The sequence below is a fragment of the Lentilactobacillus kribbianus genome (assembly GCF_013184075.1).
In the GTDB taxonomy this organism is placed as follows: domain Bacteria; phylum Bacillota; class Bacilli; order Lactobacillales; family Lactobacillaceae; genus Lentilactobacillus; species Lentilactobacillus kribbianus.
Map to the genome: position 1 here is coordinate 271,030 of NZ_JABEQQ010000002.1, position 15,991 is coordinate 287,020.

A 15,991-nucleotide genomic window follows, 5' to 3' on the forward strand; every position below is an offset into this window, starting at 1 on the left:
AGAATTTATGACGAGTTTTAAAGAATTTAATTTAAAGCCAACGGTATTAGATGCCGTAACGGCCATTAATTTTACAACACCAACAGCTGTCCAAGCTAAATTAATTCCAGAAATTTTAGCTGGTAGAGATGTTGTTGGCCAGTCAGCAACTGGGAGTGGCAAGACCCATACTTTCTTAATTCCAATTTTTAATAATTTAAATTTGGCTGAGAAAGAAGTTCAAGCAGTTATTACTACTCCTAGCCGGGAATTAGCATACCAAATAACCGAAGCAGCTAAAGCATTACGTAAAAATATTGATAATGATATTAGAATCGCTACTATGGTTGGTGGTACGGATAAAAAACGGCAAATTGAACGACTTCACCGAGAACAACCACAAATTATAATTGGAACACCTGGTAGAATTTGGGATTTAATTGAGGATGGCTCATTAGATGTCCATTCAGCTCGTCAATTCGTTGTTGATGAAGCTGATATGACAATGGATATGGGCTTTATGGATATTGTGGATAAGATTGCTAATCATTTGGGTAAAGAAGTTCAAACGATGATTTTTTCTGCAACAGTTCCACAGCAATTGCGGGTTTTCTTACGTAAGTACCTAACTAATCCATTAATTGAAGAAATTCCTGTAGCAACGGTAATTAATCCTAACGTTGATAATTGGTTGATTTCTACGCGTGGGCGAGATAAAAACCAATTAATTTATCGCCTTTTGACAATGGGAGAACCATACTTAGTGTTAGTTTTTGCTAATACTAAAAAACGCGTTATTGAAATTAGCGATTATTTAAAAGGCCAAGGATTGACGGTTGCAACCATTCATGGTGATATTCAACCACGTGAACGTAAACGATTGATGCGACGAGTTAAGAACTTGGAATATCAATATGTAGTTGCAACTGATTTAGCTGCTCGTGGAATTGATATTGAAGGTGTGTCAATGGTTATCAATGATGATATTCCTGATGATCTCGAATATTTTATTCATCGAGTAGGCCGGACCGGCCGTAATGGTATGAGTGGTACTTCCATTACCTTGTATGAACCTGGTAAGGATCAAAAAATTGTTGAATTAGAAGCAATGGGCATTAAATTTGCAGCTAAAGATTACAAAAATCATGAAATAGTAGATTCATATGATCGTAATCGTCGTCAAACCCATCGTAAAAAACATGACAAGCTTGATCCAACCATGATTGGAATGGTTAAGAAAAAGAAAAAGCATGTTAAGCCAGGTTATAAACGAAAAATTAAGCAAAATATTGCCCGCAAAGATGAAATGGATCGTCGAATCAAGAAACGGGAAGAATCACGAGCTAAGCGAAAGCAAAAGAAGCGCAGTTCAAATCGTTATCAATAGGCACTTTATTGACACTGAACCGCTTTAAAAGTATACTTTTATTGATCTAATCGGTGTTTACTGTAATAAAAATCTAAAATTTATAAAAACAAAGCATCGTTACAACGGAGTCATTCGATTTAATTGGATAACAATGTAACGGTGTTTTATTTATTAAGGAGTGGAGTTTTTCGATGAAGAAATTGAGCAGCGGTCAAGTGCGTCAAATGTTCTTGGATTTTTTTCAAGAGAAGGGACACACTATTGAACCGAGTGCATCTTTAATACCGGTCAATGATCCAACATTGCTTTGGATTAACTCTGGTGTAGCAACAATGAAAAAATATTTTGACGGTAGTGTAGTACCTAAGAATCCGCGAATGACTAGCTCTCAAAAAAGCATTCGAACTAACGACATTGAAAATGTTGGAAAGACTCCACGTCACCAAACATTATTTGAAATGCTTGGTAACTTCTCTGTGGGTGATTATTTCAAAAAGGAAGCGATTCCTTGGGCATTCGAATTACTAACGTCTCCAGATTGGTTTGGTTGGGACAAAGAAAAACTTTATGTGACTGTTTATCCTAAGGATCAAGATGCTAAGCAAATTTGGTTGGATACTGGAGTTGCACCTGATCATATTATTGAAGTCGAAGATAATTTTTGGGATATTGGTCAAGGACCATCCGGCCCCGATTCTGAAATTTTCTATGATCGTGGTGAAGAATTTAATAACGTGGCTGCAGATGATCCAGAAAATTATCCTGGTGGTGAAAATGAACGTTATTTAGAGGTTTGGAATATTGTGTTCTCACAATTTAATCACACTCCTGATGATACTTATGAACCATTACCACGAAAAAATATTGATACGGGAATGGGATTAGAGCGAGTAGTTTCTATTTTCCAAAATGCTCGGACCAATTTTGAAACAGATTTGTTCTTACCCATTATTAAGGCAACTGAAAAATTAAGTGGTAAAACATATGGCAAAAATGCTAAAGACGACATTAGTTTTCGCATTATTGCTGACCACGCACGGGCAATTACAGTAGCAATTGGAGACGGCGCTCTTCCTTCTAATGAAGGTCGTGGTTACGTTATTCGACGACTAATTAGACGGGCGATTGTTAATGGTCAACAATTAGGAATTGATCAGGATTTCTTGTACAAATTCGCTCCCATTGTTGGTGAGATTTTAAAATCATATTATCCAGAAGTCTTGGAACAAAGCGAGTATATTGCCTCAGTAATTAAATCAGAAGAAGAACGATTTAACGCTACATTAACTGATGGATTAAAGCTATTAAATGATGCTATTAAGCGTGCTAAGGCAGACAACAACAGTGTTATTGCTGGAGCAGAAGCGTTTAAGTTATATGACACTTATGGCTTTCCTCTTGAACTAACGATTGAAGCTGCAACCGATGCTGGAGTTATAGTTGATAAAGATGGCTTCGCCACTGAAATGCAACAACAAAAAGATCGGGCCCGCAATGCTAGAAGCGGGGCTAAATCTATGGGAGTGCAGCGAGATCTATTACTTGAAATTAAGGACCCTAGTGAATATGTCGGCTATACTGATTTAGACGTTGATGGCGCTAAATTAGAAGTTATTGTGGCCGATGAGCAACGTGTTGAAACGGTTGCTAATGGCACTGCTGAAGTCATTTTTGATAGAACTCCATTTTTTGCAGAAATGGGTGGTCAAGTGGCTGATCAAGGTCAAATTTTAAATGCTAATGGTGAATTAGTGGCTAAAGTGACAGATGTTCAACATGCACCAAATGGTCAAAACTTGCATACTGTGGAAGTTATTAAGCCACTGGTTACAGACGATGAGTATATTTTGCGAGTAGATCGTCATCGTCATAGTAAAATTGAAAAAAATCATACAGCTACTCATTTGTTAGATCAATCTCTTCGTAATATTTTAGGTGATCATACGCAACAAGCAGGATCTCTAGTAGAACCTAACTACTTACGTTTTGATTTTAATCACTTTGGTCAAGTTACTGATGAAGATTTGGCTAAAGTTGAAACTTTAGTGAATGAACAAATTTTTAGAGAACTTGAAGTTACGACAACGGAAACGGATCCTGATACTGGACGAAAGATGGGTGCTATTGCTTTGTTCAGTGAAAAATATGGTGATGTTGTTCGAGTAGTCAATATTGGCGACTTCTCCATTGAGTTCTGTGGTGGTGATCACGTTAAAAATACTAATGAAATTGGTTTATTTAAAATTGTTTCTGAATCTGGTGTAGGTGCTGGGGTTCGCCGAATTGAGGCGGTTACTTCCAGTGAAGCATATGAGTTGCTAAATCAATCTGATAAATCATTAAAAGCGATTGCTAACCAATTAAAAGTTAGCCAATTAAAAGATTTGTCCACTAGAGTTGATCAATTACAAAATGAAATTAAAGAACTTCGTCAAAAAAATGACAGTTTAGAAGCTAAATTAGCTACAGAACAAGCTGCTGATATTTTCAATAACAAGCAAAAGGTTGGCGAATTTACCTTGATTACCGGAGTGGTTAAAGATGCAGGAATGGATCAACTTCGACAATTAGCAGATACTTGGCGTAATAAAAATTACTCAGACGTGTTAGTATTGGGTACCGGCAAAGGCGATAAGGCTAATTTAATTGTGGCAGTTTCAGATAGTGCGATTAAAGCTGGAATCAAGGCCGGTGATCTAATTAAAGCTATTGCCCCTAAGATTAACGGTGGCGGTGGTGGTCGACCAAATATGGCTCAAGCAGGCGGTAAAAATCCGGCAGGTTTGGATGCAGCAATGAGCGAGGCTCATACTTGGTTGGCTAGTATTAAATAACGATTACATTGATTTTATCAATTGTAGTTTAGGAACCAATAAGTTAAAATTAGAGCAAGGATAATTATGTTTGAGGGGTGAAATGATATGAGTTCGTTAGATAAGACAATGTTTTTTGATTTTGGTGCTGACCAACCTAAAGACGTTCGTGACACACTCTTGACTGTTTATCAGGCATTAGAGGAAAAGGGATATAACCCATATAATCAAATCGTGGGTTATTTAATCTCAGGCGATCCAGCATACATTCCACGTAATTTAGATGCTCGTAATCTTATCAGACGACATGAACGAGACGAAATTATTGAAGAATTAGTTCGTTTCTATATTGAAAATCATCCTGATAAGAATCGGAAAGGCGAATAATGAAGTTAATGGGATTGGATGTCGGTTCAAAAACAGTCGGCATTGCAGTAAGTGATGCGTTCGGTTGGACCTCACAGGGCATTGAAATCATTCCGATTGATGAAGAAAATGCAGTGTTTGGGTTGGATCGAGTTAAAGAGCTAGTGATTGAACATGGTATTCAGGGATTCGTTGTTGGCCTCCCCAAAAATATGAATAATAGTTTGGGACCTCGGGCTGAAGCTTCAAAGGCTTATGCAGATAAATTGACAAAATTATTTAATTTGCCAGTGGACTTTGAAGATGAACGTTTGACAACTGTTGAAGCCGAGAGAATGTTAGTAGAGCAAGCTGATGTTTCTCGGAAAAAGCGTAAAAAAGTTATTGATAAATTGGCTGCAAGCTTAATTTTGCAGAATTATTTGGACCGACATGGAAAACTAACACAAGGATAGTGAGGAATTATTATGGCAGATGAACCAGTACAACAACAAATTACCATCGCAGACGAAAACGGTGACGAAACTTTATATGATGTCTTATTTACTTTTCAATCTGAAGACTATAACCGTTCATACATCTTAGTTTATCCTACTGGAAAAGACGAAGATGAAGAAATCGAAATCCTAGCTTTTGCACTTCCAGAAGGTGATAATCCTAGTGACCCTAAGGGTGGCGAATTAGAAGCCATTGAAAGTGATGAAGAATGGGATATGATCGAATCAGTTTTGAACACCTTCTTAAATGGTGACGACGATTCTGATGACTCTGAGAAATAGCTCTCGGTTTATCGAAAAAAATGATTGGGGATTGAGACTAACTACGTTGGCTCAGTCCTTTTTTATTCAAGGAGGAAAATAAATGACAGGCAATAATAAGCGTCGCTTTAAGACTAAAATTGGTAAAAAAAATTATGTCTTAGTAGGTGAAGGCACCGAAGAGCATATGCAAGCTGTTTCTAAATTATTAAATGAGCAACTCGAACAATTAACTAAAGCAACTCCTGGTGCCAGTAATGATGACCGGGCGATTTTGTTAGCTTTTAATGCAATTTCTAATCAATTAGATATGGAAACCCAAAAAGCCACACAAGGTAGGAGCGAGAATAAATAGTTTTGATTATTAATATTTTAATTCTAGTTGTCTTAGCATTAGCCATTAGACGCGGAATGCAAGTTGGACTAGTTATTGAACTGTTGAATTTAGTCGGTTACTTAGTGGCTTTAGTTGGAGGGATTTTTTTATCTCATCCGATCAATATCGCCATCCAACATTGGCTCGACACCCAGAGTAATTTACAACAACCATTATTAAACTTCTTTTTAAGAAATATTATGTTTTTTGTGGTTTTTGGTTTAATTTGGCAAGTATTTCGGCTAATCAAACAGGTTATTATACCGGTAACTAAATTACCAGTAATTAATACGGTGAATGGTCTATTAGGTGGCGCAGTAAATTTTGTTATTGTTTACTTAGTTATTTTTGTATTGTTATTTATTTTTGCACAAATGCCGATTGAAACTTGGCAAGCAGCAATTAGACATTCAGAAGTAGCGCAATTTATCTTAGACAAGACACCACAAATTTTTAGGTATGGTTTAAATCATTTGGCAAATTATGGAGGTGATATTTACCTATGAATGAAAAAGTTTTAAATTTACTAGAATTTCCTAAAATAAAACAATTGTTAAAAGCTTATCTTGTAACCGATCAGGGACAAGAAATAGTTACTAAATTAGTGCCTAGTACGACCAGTAAGGAAGTTAAGCATTTAATTACTGAAACGGCAGACGGGGCTACTGTAGTCAGACTAAAAGGTGAAATTCCTATTCCACAATTGGCCGATATTCAACCAATGATGAAACGACTAAGAATTGCTAACGCTTCATTAAGCGGAACAGAATTAGCAATAATTACTAAATTATTGCGAGCTACACGAACGGTGACTGATTTTTTTGATCAATTAACAGCAGAACAGATAGAATTAACAGTATTACCATCGGTAGTGGATTCTTTAGTATTACAACCTGAATTAACCACTAAACTAATTAATTCGATTGCTGATGATGGGCGAGTTTTAGATTCGGCATCTAGTAATTTACGTGCCATTCGGCGTCAAATTACTAATACTCAGACTGATATTCGAACGGTTATGAATCATTTTATTAAGGGATCATCGGCTAAATATTTAAGTGAACCCATTATTACAATGCGTGATGATCGGTTTGTTTTACCTGTTCGCGCAGAGTACAAGGGGAGTTTTGGTGGCATTATTCATGATCAAAGTGCTTCAGGGCAAACTCTGTATATCGAACCGAATAACGTGGTCGAAAAAAATAACCAACTACGTCGCGATCAATTAGCCGAACGGGCTGAAGAACGTAAAATATTAGCTGAATTAACGGACGAGTTACGTCCAGTACGCTCTGATTTGTTAAGAAATGGTCAGATAATGGGACGCCTAGATTTTATCAATGCAAAAGCTAAGTTTGCTCACGATACTAAAAGTACAGAGCCGACCGTTTCTTCTCAAAATCAAGTTAATTTAAGGCAGGCACGCCATCCACTAATCGATCCAGATATTGTGGTTACTAATGATATTAGTCTTGGCAAAGATTATCGAACTATTATTATTACCGGACCTAATACGGGTGGTAAAACTATTACCATTAAAACTTTAGGGCTATTACAATTAATGGGGCAAGCTGGATTATTTATTTCGGCTCAAGAAGGCAGTCAAATCGGTGTTTTTGACCAAATATTTGCTGATATTGGTGACGATCAGTCAATTGAAGCCAATCTTAGTACCTTCTCTTCTCATATGGATAATATCATTACCATTTTGAAACAGGCTACTAGTCGTAGTTTGATTTTATTAGATGAGTTAGGTTCAGGGACGGATCCTAAAGAAGGGGCGGCTTTGGCAATGGCTATTATCGACAAAGTTGGCCAAATTGGCAGTGAGTTACTAACTACTACCCACTATCCAGAATTAAAGGCGTTTGCCTATAATCGTCCGGATACAATTAATGCTTCAATGGAGTTTGATTTTGATCAATTAAGACCAACTTATCGATTATTATTAGGTATTCCTGGTCAAAGTAATGCCTTAAATATTGCCGAAAAATTAGGATTACCTAGTGATGTTGTACTAGCTGCTCGTAATTTAACTGATGAAGATAGTCAAGATATTAATAATATGATTGATGAATTAACTTCTCAAACTAGAAAAGCACGTAATGAAGCAGATGAACTAGAGATTCAATTAAATGAAGCCCAACAACTTCATGGCGATCTAAGTAATGAATACCAAAAGTATTTGAATAATAAGGATAAATTGGTCGAAAAAGCTCGGGAACAGGCTAATGAAATTGTCAGTCAAACAAAAGATAAGGCTGATCAGATAATCGCTGATATTCATACTAAGCAGGAACGAGCCAATAGTAGTCTGGTGAAAGAAAACGAATTAATGGATGCTAAAGGGGCTATTAATGCATTGGAAGTAGCTCCTAAACTTAAGAAAAACAAAGTCCTTCGACGAGAAAAAGCCAAGCATGATTTCCATGAAGGCGATGATGTTTTAGTTAAGTCATATGGGCAACCAGGAACTTTAATTCGTAAGGCTGGCCACCACGATTGGGAAGTTCAAATCGGTATTTTGAAAATGAAGATTGCTGAAAATGATCTAGAGAAAAATAATTCAGTAGATAGTCAACCAGTTGCTCACACCCGTGTATCTCGTACCCGTTCTTCAGGATTATCAACAACCCTTGATTTGCGGGGACAACGATATGAAGAGGCGATGAATCGGGTCGATCAATACATTGATGCAGCTATTTTAGCTGGTTATCCTTCGGTTACTATTATCCATGGAAAAGGTACCGGCGCCTTACGAAAAGGGGTAACTGAGTATCTTAAAGGTCATCCTCAGGTTAAAAAGTTTGGTTATTCAGCACCAAATGCGGGTGGAGATGGCTCAACTGTTGTACAATTTAAATAAAGTAACCTTAAAAGTTGCTTTATTTTAAATTTACTGTAAACTACTATTATAAAGTAAGCAGGAGGGATAATTATGGTTACAGAAACAACTGATAGTACTTTTGTGGCAGATACTGCTAATGGTGTTACTTTAACTGATTTTTGGGCAACTTGGTGTGGTCCATGTCGAATGCAATCTCCAGTAGTTGAAGAATTGTCTGAAGAAATGAACAACGTTAAATTCAATAAGATGGATGTTGATGCTAATCCTAAAACAGCTTCTGAATTTGGAATCATGAGTATTCCAACTTTAATGGTTAAAAAAGATGGTAAGGTAGTTGATACTATTGTTGGCTATCATGATAAGAGTCAGTTAAAAAACATCTTGAGTCAATATGTAGACTAAATAAAAAAACCGATGGATTTATTCCATCGGTTTTTTATTTTGATTTTCTGTAGCAGAATCTTGATTATTACTTTCAGGTTTAATTAATTCTAATTCCACTTCGTTAATACTACTACGATAGTCATTAGCATTACCCAACTGCGTAGCAATAACGACAGAACCCTTGGCTTTACTGATTTTACCAACCTGAGCTTCAGCCGGTAATTTTAAAGCGTAACCAATATTTTGAGCAATAATACCAGCCTCTAGGTAAAAATCGATATCTTCAACATGACTAATTCGACTAGCAACGATTGGACCATTTAGTAGCCATAAGATTTCAGTGTTAGTTTGTTTAGTTTTTTTTAAGTTACCTAGTTTAAATTGAGTAAAGAAGGTCGGTAAATCATCTAGTTGCTTTAATTGATGCGATCTAGCAAGGCGTTTACCAGCCCAATATGATAGTTCATGGACCTTATTACCCAATAAAGCTGGAAGTAAGTCGTCTCTTAACATTTCTTGCCCTAATAAGGGAGCAACGGTTGAATCAGTTAAAAAATCTTTATAAGTTTGGCTATCCATTTTATTTTCTCCATCATTCATGTTACAAACATTATACAATACTTTTTGGATTAACCGACTCTTGTTAATTCAATTTGTTGAATCAATTGCTTTAATGGTTGATAATAAACTATAAGTCCAAAGAATGAGTGGTGATTTTAATGAGATTTGTAATTGTAAGTGATAATCACGGTGATCAAGATATTATTAGACAAATTATCAATTACTATCATAATGATGCGATAATTATTCACGCCGGTGATTCTGAATTGAAGTTTTCTGATCCACTGGTTTCTCAGATGAATTTAGTAGAAGGAAATATGGATATAGCCCAGTTTAATCAAACTATTTTGCTTGACGAAAATGGCTATCGGGTTCTTGTTACTCATGGTCATCGTTATGGCGTTAATTATGGTCTATTAAATCTAAAACTGTTAGCAATTGAGAAAAAAGCTAAAATGGTTGTATATGGACATACACACCAATTAAGCGTTGTTAGAGAAGATGGCATACTATTTATTAACCCAGGAAGCATTTCCCAACCACGTGGTCAATATGCAGCTTTAGGTGGTACATATGCAGTGGTTGAATCAAATGATCAATTAGTTACTGCTGATATACAGTATTATGATCGGGAATTGATGCCCGTGACTGAACTTCATTTTCAGATTTAAAATATAATAAGGAGTGAGAACCAAGAAATGCTTGATAAGCCAATTGAAGAGGTTATGAATCATAGTGATCGAGATATTGTGATTCCGGCGGACGTAGTTGCTACCGTAAATGAGAATAATAACTTGCAACATGTATTTCTGGTACTAACGAAAATTAAATATTCCAAAATCCCAGTTTTAGATGTAGATAATCATTTTAAAGGATTAATTTCTCTGTCAATGATTACCGATCAAATGCTGGTTGATGAAGGATTAGATACGGATCGATTGGGCAATATTTTGGTGAAGGATATCATGCAAACCGATGTCCATACGATTTATGAAAAAGAAAATTTAGAGGTAATTTTAAGATATTTAGTAGACGAAAATTTCCTTCCTTACGTTGATAAAGATGATCATTTTCTTGGAATCATCACTCGACGAGAGATTTTGCAAGAGGTTAATTTTTTAACGCATAATTTTGATAAATATTTTCATGCTGAACCCAATGAAATTTCTACTAAATAAAAAAGGTACGTTTATTATTTATAATAAGCGTACCTTTTATTTAGTTATGAGATAATAGTAGGACTGGCTGGTAAATTAATTCCAGCTGCTTTAATAGCTTCTAGATAAAGGGCCAAAAAAGTATGATTAATGGTTCCTTGAGCACCATTTTTAGTAACAATATTGATCTGATAAACTAGCTTACCATTGGGCAGAGTTAATGCACCAATAATATTAGGTTGACCGATGATATCAGAAAACTGAGGAACATTTTCATCGTTAACTTGTTGAACGATTTTTTTAATAGTTTTAATAGGAGTTTCCGGCAAAATAGAAATTTGAATCATTGCAGTCATGTTGTTGCGCGACATATTAGAAACAATGGTAATAGTTCGATTAGGAATAAAGTTCAAGGTACCGTCATCACCAATAACCTGTGTTGTTCTCAATCCTACAGCGGATACGGTACCTTTAATTTGCCCAATTTGGACATATTCACCAACCTCGATTTGTTTTTCTAATAACAAAAAGAAGCCACTAACCAAGTCACTAACAAATCCTTGGGCCCCCAACCCAATAGCTAAACTAAAAATACCAGCGCTGGCAACTAAAGTACCGACTGGAATGCCTAACGTTGATAAAATGGAGTAAATCCAGAAAAAATAAAGGCAGTATAAAAAAATATTAAGGGTCAAAGTATGAAAGGTTGAAATTCGTTTTTCCGCCATCGTATCTTGATATTTTTGGCGATATCGAATGAAGGAGCGATTGATAATGGCTCTTCCAATACGGCGCAAAATAATGAACATAATGGAAAAAATGACAATCCAAATGATTTTTTCAGTTAGGTTTGCTAGTAATTTATCCAAATCAAAATACTTGGTAAACTGATGCCAATTAAATGAGGCGGTTTTATTAATTTTTTGCATGCTGGGTCCTCCTAAATAACTATTCTTAATTTTAGCAAAGAAATTGGTTAATAGGAAAGCTTCTTTGAAAACAATTTCATTGTAAATCCACAATTGTAATGCTATGCTAATATTGAATTACAACAAAAGGAGGGCGTGCAATGACAGGAGGGCAAATCGCTGGTATCATTGCGGCAGTGGCATTTTTATTGCTAGTATTTTTTATTGGATTATTCTTATTAAAGGTTGGTCGAACAATGACGGAAGTTAATAAGACGATGGAATCTTTAACAAGTGATGTAGAGGTTATTTCTAAGCAAACGGAACAAATTATGGCCACTTCAAATACCTTAATTAAAGATGTGAATGAAAAAGTTAATATTTTAACACCAGTTTTTCAAGCGGCGGCTGATTTAGGTGAAAGTGTTTCAGATTTAAATTCCGCTACTCAAAACTTAACGCAAAAAGTTAAAGACAATGCTTCTACTGGTGCTAAGGCTGGTGTTGCTGGTAAAGTTGGCAAAACAGCTTGGAGTATGTACCAAAATCACCGAGCTAAGAAAAACAATACTGGTACTTACTAATAATAAAAAGAGGGGTAATAAATCATGGGTAAAAAATTATTTGGCGGACTATTTATTGCAGCATTAGGGGCTGGTGCTTACGCAGCTTACCAAAAAATGGATTCAGAAAAAAAGGCACGCTTACAACAAGATGTTATGAATAAAACAAATGATTTAAAAGATCGTGCTACTGATTATGCCTTTTATGCTAGCGATGCATTAGATGATTTAAAAGAAGTGGTCATGGATCAAATCGACTCTACTAAAGAACAAATTAAAGATTGGCAAGCAGCTAAGGTCGAAGCAGAAGCTGATAATAGTGATGCCGATAGTCAAACTCAATTTAGAGCTGCACAAGAACGTCTTCGTGAAGAATTATCTGCAGATATTGTGGATGATAAAGTTGAAAAAGCTGAAGACGATATTGTTATGACCGCAGATGAGGCTTTAAAAAATCAACATTTAGATGAAAAGAAAGCCGCAGAAGAAGTTAAAGAAGATAAAACTGATTCGAATAAGTAATATAAGTAAATAAAAAAAGGATTGAAATTTAATTTCAATCCTTTTTTATTTAGTCAACAACTGTAAGTTCTTTTGAAGTATGAGTGAATGGTTCAGCGCCATTTTCAGTAATATAAACACAGTCTTCGATACGAACACCAGCTACTCCTGGAATGTAAATTCCGGGTTCAATTGAAAAACACATGCCAGGTTGAAGTAACATATCATTTCCTTCCATGATTGAAGGGAATTCATGTTCACTCATACCCATGCCATGGCCTAAACGATGAATGAAGTATTCACCATAGCCGGCTTTGTCAATGACGTCTCTAGCAATTTTATCTAAATCAGATGCTTTCATACCTGGCTTAGCAGCGGCTTGAGCTGTCAGTTGTGCTTCTAAACAAACTTTGTAAATATCTAATGATTTATCATCTGGTTTGCCAATAGCAACAGTTCTAGATGCATCACTAATATAACCATCCCAAACAGTTCCCAAGTCAAACAATACTAATTCATTATTTTGAATTTTGTTAGCACCAGTAGCGCCGTGAGGTTCAGCAGCATGGGCACCGGCTTGAACTAAGGTATCAAAACTCATTTGCATGATACCTTCACCTTTTAAGGCATATTCTAGATCAGCGGCAACTTGTTGTTCAGAAACACCAATGCGAGCAGCCTCAAATCCTTTTTGGAAAGCAAAATCAGCCCATTTACCAGCAATCTTAAGCTTTTCTATTTCATCCGCTGACTTAATAAGTCGCATCTTTTCCAATTCAGGGGTCAAGTTAAGCGAGAAGCTTGAAGCAGGAAATTGAGCTTGGAGAGCTTCTAGTCGATCTACTGGTAAATTAGCCTTTTCAATGGCGATTTCTTTTTCATCGACTTCACGAACACTAATTTGATCAGCAATCATCTTCCATGGATTTTCATGATCTAAGTATCCATATACTGGGTTAGTCCAACCAGTATCTTTGATAGCTTCTACTTCAAGGGCAGGAGCAAAAATAAATGGATCTTGGTGTTTGAAAACCACCAACATTAAAACTCGTTCAATTGGGTCACTATAAAATCCGGTTAAATATTGGATTGTCATCGGATCGCTAATTAAAGCAAAGTCACCTTTGTTTTCTGCAAGCCATTTTTGAATCTGTTCAATTTTTTCCATTCAGATTAACACTCCTTTTTAAAATTTAAATAATTATAGCATAAATTATAGTTCGTTTCACTTGAACCTAATTTAAAGATAGTTTATTCTTTACTAAGAAAGCGTTTTCAGTTTGCATTTGAAAGTTGTTTTTGGTATATTTGAAAATGGTTTGAAAATTTATGAAAACGAATGATATCTTAAAAGAAAGGGTTATCATAATGGAAAAACAAACGATTACAATTTATGATGTTGCAAGAGAAGCGAAAGTTTCCATGGCAACCGTTTCTCGAGTGGTAAACGGTAATACTAACGTTAAGCCAGCTACTAGAAAAAAGGTTTTAGAAGTTATTGATCGACTTGATTACCGACCAAATGCGGTCGCTCGCGGTCTAGCAAGTAAGAAAACGACAACTGTTGGGGTAATTATTCCTGATGTAACTAATATGTATTTTTCATCATTAGCTCGTGGAATTGATGATGTGGCTTTAATGTATAAATATAATATTATTTTGGCTAATTCTGATTCTAACAGTGAACGAGAAATTCAAGTGTTAAACACTTTATTAAGTAAACAAGTTGATGGAATTATTTTCATGGGTAACGAAATAACCGATGAATTAAGAGAAGAGTTTAAGCGTACTAAGACTCCGATCGTATTAGCTGGTTCAGTTGATGAAGCTAATATTAACCCGAGCGTTAACATTGATTATATTGCTGCCGTGCAAGAAGAGGTCAAAAATCTTATTGATCGTGGTAATAAGCGAATTGCGTTTATTTGTGGTCCTTTATCTCAAGCCATCAACAGTCAGTATCGTTTAGAAGGATATAAGCGGGCATTAAAGAGTGCTGGAATTCCTTTTGATGATAAGCTAGTTTTTGAAACTAATAATAGTTATAAATCAGGATTATTGTTACAACCTGCCTTAACTTCAATGAAAATTACTGCTGCAATGGTTTCAGATGATGAATTAGCAGCAGGAGTCATGAATGGAATGCAAGATGCTGATATTAAGGTGCCTGACGAATTTGAAGTAGTTACTAGTAATGGTACTAAGTTGACTGAAATTGTTCGACCAAAGATGTCTTCCATCACATTACCACTTTATGATATTGGTGCCGTTTCAATGCGGATGTTAACCAAGTTAATGGATAATGAAGAGTTAGATGATAAAAATGTTTTACTTCCTTATGGTCTAATGAAACGGGATTCAACTAAATAAAAAAGAGTTCTCATTGAGAACTCTTTTTTATTTATTGTTTTATTTAAAATAATTATAAATTGTTCACAAAGAAGATGTTGATTAGCAGCCGGTTAATAAAACTAATTAAACACAAATGATGATTATACTGAAAATATCTGCCTATAATAAAAATTATATGCAGACAATTGATTGAAAAGTGATACAATACCATTGTTAATAAAATCACAATGGAAGAGAGAGAAAGATAATGAAAAAAGTAGCTTTAGTAACTGGAGCCGGACAAGGAATCGGAGAGAGCATTGCTAAAAGATTAGCTAATGATGGTTTTGCAGTCGCTTTAGTGGGTCGACATGTTGAAAAAACTGATCGAGTTGCTAATGAAATCAAGCAAAATGGTGGTCAAGCAATTTCATTAGTTGCTGATGTTTCTAATCGAGACGAAGTATTTGCAGTTGTTGATCAAACTGTTAATGAATTAGGCGATTTAAATGTCATTGTTAATAATGCCGGTGTTGCTCCTACCACTCCAATTGATGAAGTTACGCCTGAACAATTACAAAATGTTACTATGATTAATACTGGTGGTGTTGTTTGGGGAACACAGGCTGCTCATGCTGCAATGAAGAAATTAGGTCATGGCGGTAAAATTATTAATGCTACCTCTCAAGCCGGTGAAGTAGGTAATCCCAATTTGACTGTCTATGGTTCCACTAAATTTGCAATTCGGGGGATTACTCAAACTACTGCTAAGGAATTGGCTGTTGACGATATTACTGTCAATGCTTATGCTCCTGGTATTGTTATTACTCCTATGATGGAAGATATTGCTCATGAAGTTGGTAAAAATGCTGGTGAGAGTGATGAATGGGGCATGCAAACCTTCGCTAAAGATATTACTTTAGGCCGTGTATCTAAACCGGAAGATGTTTCAGCTGTAGTATCATTCTTAGCTGGACCTGATTCTGATTATATTACTGGGCAAACCATTACTGTAGACGGCGGCATGGTCTTTCACTAATTAAAAAAATCAACTAATAATCTTTAAAACAGCCTATT

18 protein-coding genes are annotated in these 15,991 nt (G+C 35.7%); 15 read left to right on the forward strand and 3 right to left on the reverse strand.

Annotated features, from left to right (window positions below; genetic code table 11):
- The first annotated feature begins 7 nt into the window (after positions 1 to 7).
- From HII32_RS06085 to trxA, 9 genes are all read left to right on the forward strand, one after another.
- On the forward strand, positions 8 to 1,366 hold the full coding sequence (locus HII32_RS06085) for a DEAD/DEAH box helicase (RefSeq protein ID WP_172189365.1): 1,359 nt from the start codon (positions 8 to 10) through the stop codon (positions 1,364 to 1,366).
- Between the two features lie 173 nt (positions 1,367 to 1,539).
- Complete coding sequence (gene alaS, locus HII32_RS06090; RefSeq protein ID WP_172189367.1) at positions 1,540 to 4,182, forward strand: alanine--tRNA ligase; 2,643 nt, start codon at positions 1,540 to 1,542, stop codon at positions 4,180 to 4,182.
- 87 nt (positions 4,183 to 4,269) lie between these two features.
- A complete protein-coding gene (locus HII32_RS06095) occupies positions 4,270 to 4,548 on the forward strand; it encodes an IreB family regulatory phosphoprotein (protein ID WP_172189369.1) in 279 nt (92 codons plus the stop codon).
- The gene (ruvX, locus tag HII32_RS06100) at positions 4,548 to 4,982 is read left to right on the forward strand and encodes a Holliday junction resolvase RuvX (RefSeq protein WP_172189371.1); all 435 of its coding nucleotides are present in this window, start codon (positions 4,548 to 4,550) and stop codon (positions 4,980 to 4,982) included. Before HII32_RS06095 ends, ruvX begins: the two co-directional genes overlap by 1 nt.
- 12 nt (positions 4,983 to 4,994) lie before the next feature.
- Positions 4,995 to 5,306, forward strand: a complete 312-nt coding sequence (locus HII32_RS06105) for a DUF1292 domain-containing protein (protein WP_172189373.1) — start codon at positions 4,995 to 4,997, stop codon at positions 5,304 to 5,306.
- Positions 5,307 to 5,388: 82 nt separating this feature from the next.
- Positions 5,389 to 5,640 carry a cell division protein ZapA gene (locus tag HII32_RS06110; protein ID WP_172189375.1) on the forward strand — a complete coding sequence of 84 codons (252 nt, stop codon included), beginning with the start codon at positions 5,389 to 5,391 and terminating at the stop codon, positions 5,638 to 5,640.
- Between the two features lie 2 nt (positions 5,641 to 5,642).
- Positions 5,643 to 6,167, forward strand: a complete 525-nt coding sequence (locus tag HII32_RS06115) for a CvpA family protein (RefSeq protein ID WP_172189377.1) — start codon at positions 5,643 to 5,645, stop codon at positions 6,165 to 6,167.
- Positions 6,164 to 8,527 carry an endonuclease MutS2 gene (locus HII32_RS06120; RefSeq protein WP_172189379.1) on the forward strand — a complete coding sequence of 788 codons (2,364 nt, stop codon included), beginning with the start codon at positions 6,164 to 6,166 and terminating at the stop codon, positions 8,525 to 8,527. Before HII32_RS06115 ends, HII32_RS06120 begins: the two co-directional genes overlap by 4 nt.
- A gap of 72 nt (positions 8,528 to 8,599) precedes the next feature.
- Positions 8,600 to 8,911: a thioredoxin gene (gene trxA, locus HII32_RS06125; protein ID WP_172189381.1), complete on the forward strand. Its 312-nt coding sequence runs from the start codon at positions 8,600 to 8,602 to the stop codon at positions 8,909 to 8,911.
- 18 nt (positions 8,912 to 8,929) lie between these two features.
- Here the strand turns inward: trxA and HII32_RS06130 are convergent, their stop codons facing one another.
- Positions 8,930 to 9,493 carry a DUF2507 domain-containing protein gene (locus HII32_RS06130; RefSeq protein ID WP_172189383.1) on the reverse strand — a complete coding sequence of 188 codons (564 nt, stop codon included), beginning with the start codon at positions 9,491 to 9,493 and terminating at the stop codon, positions 8,930 to 8,932.
- 119 nt (positions 9,494 to 9,612) lie between these two features.
- Here HII32_RS06130 and HII32_RS06135 point away from each other — a divergent pair, with 119 nt between their 5' ends.
- Positions 9,613 to 10,125: a YfcE family phosphodiesterase gene (locus tag HII32_RS06135; RefSeq protein ID WP_172189385.1), complete on the forward strand. Its 513-nt coding sequence runs from the start codon at positions 9,613 to 9,615 to the stop codon at positions 10,123 to 10,125.
- 27 nt (positions 10,126 to 10,152) lie between these two features.
- The gene (cbpB, locus tag HII32_RS06140; protein ID WP_172189387.1) at positions 10,153 to 10,632 is read left to right on the forward strand and encodes a cyclic-di-AMP-binding protein CbpB; all 480 of its coding nucleotides are present in this window, start codon (positions 10,153 to 10,155) and stop codon (positions 10,630 to 10,632) included.
- Positions 10,633 to 10,676: 44 nt separating this feature from the next.
- Here cbpB and HII32_RS06145 read toward each other — a convergent pair whose 3' ends face one another.
- Positions 10,677 to 11,540: a mechanosensitive ion channel family protein gene (locus HII32_RS06145; RefSeq protein WP_172189389.1), complete on the reverse strand. Its 864-nt coding sequence runs from the start codon at positions 11,538 to 11,540 to the stop codon at positions 10,677 to 10,679.
- A gap of 140 nt (positions 11,541 to 11,680) precedes the next feature.
- Here HII32_RS06145 and HII32_RS06150 point away from each other — a divergent pair, with 140 nt between their 5' ends.
- Together HII32_RS06150 and HII32_RS06155 are read left to right on the forward strand one after the other, a co-directional pair.
- Complete coding sequence (locus HII32_RS06150; protein WP_172189391.1) at positions 11,681 to 12,103, forward strand: DUF948 domain-containing protein; 423 nt, start codon at positions 11,681 to 11,683, stop codon at positions 12,101 to 12,103.
- Between the two features lie 24 nt (positions 12,104 to 12,127).
- Positions 12,128 to 12,604: a YtxH domain-containing protein gene (locus HII32_RS06155; protein ID WP_172189393.1), complete on the forward strand. Its 477-nt coding sequence runs from the start codon at positions 12,128 to 12,130 to the stop codon at positions 12,602 to 12,604.
- A gap of 49 nt (positions 12,605 to 12,653) precedes the next feature.
- Here the strand turns inward: HII32_RS06155 and HII32_RS06160 are convergent, their stop codons facing one another.
- Positions 12,654 to 13,751 (reverse strand): M24 family metallopeptidase, encoded by a 1,098-nt coding sequence (locus HII32_RS06160; RefSeq protein WP_172189395.1) that lies wholly within the window; start codon positions 13,749 to 13,751, stop codon positions 12,654 to 12,656.
- Between the two features lie 200 nt (positions 13,752 to 13,951).
- Between HII32_RS06160 and ccpA the strand changes: the two genes are divergently transcribed.
- Positions 13,952 to 14,953: a catabolite control protein A gene (gene ccpA, locus HII32_RS06165; RefSeq protein ID WP_172189397.1), complete on the forward strand. Its 1,002-nt coding sequence runs from the start codon at positions 13,952 to 13,954 to the stop codon at positions 14,951 to 14,953.
- A gap of 226 nt (positions 14,954 to 15,179) precedes the next feature.
- Positions 15,180 to 15,953, forward strand: coding sequence for a (S)-acetoin forming diacetyl reductase (locus tag HII32_RS06170; protein WP_172190020.1), 774 nt, complete (start codon positions 15,180 to 15,182; stop codon positions 15,951 to 15,953).
- The last annotated feature ends 38 nt before the right edge of the window (positions 15,954 to 15,991 follow it).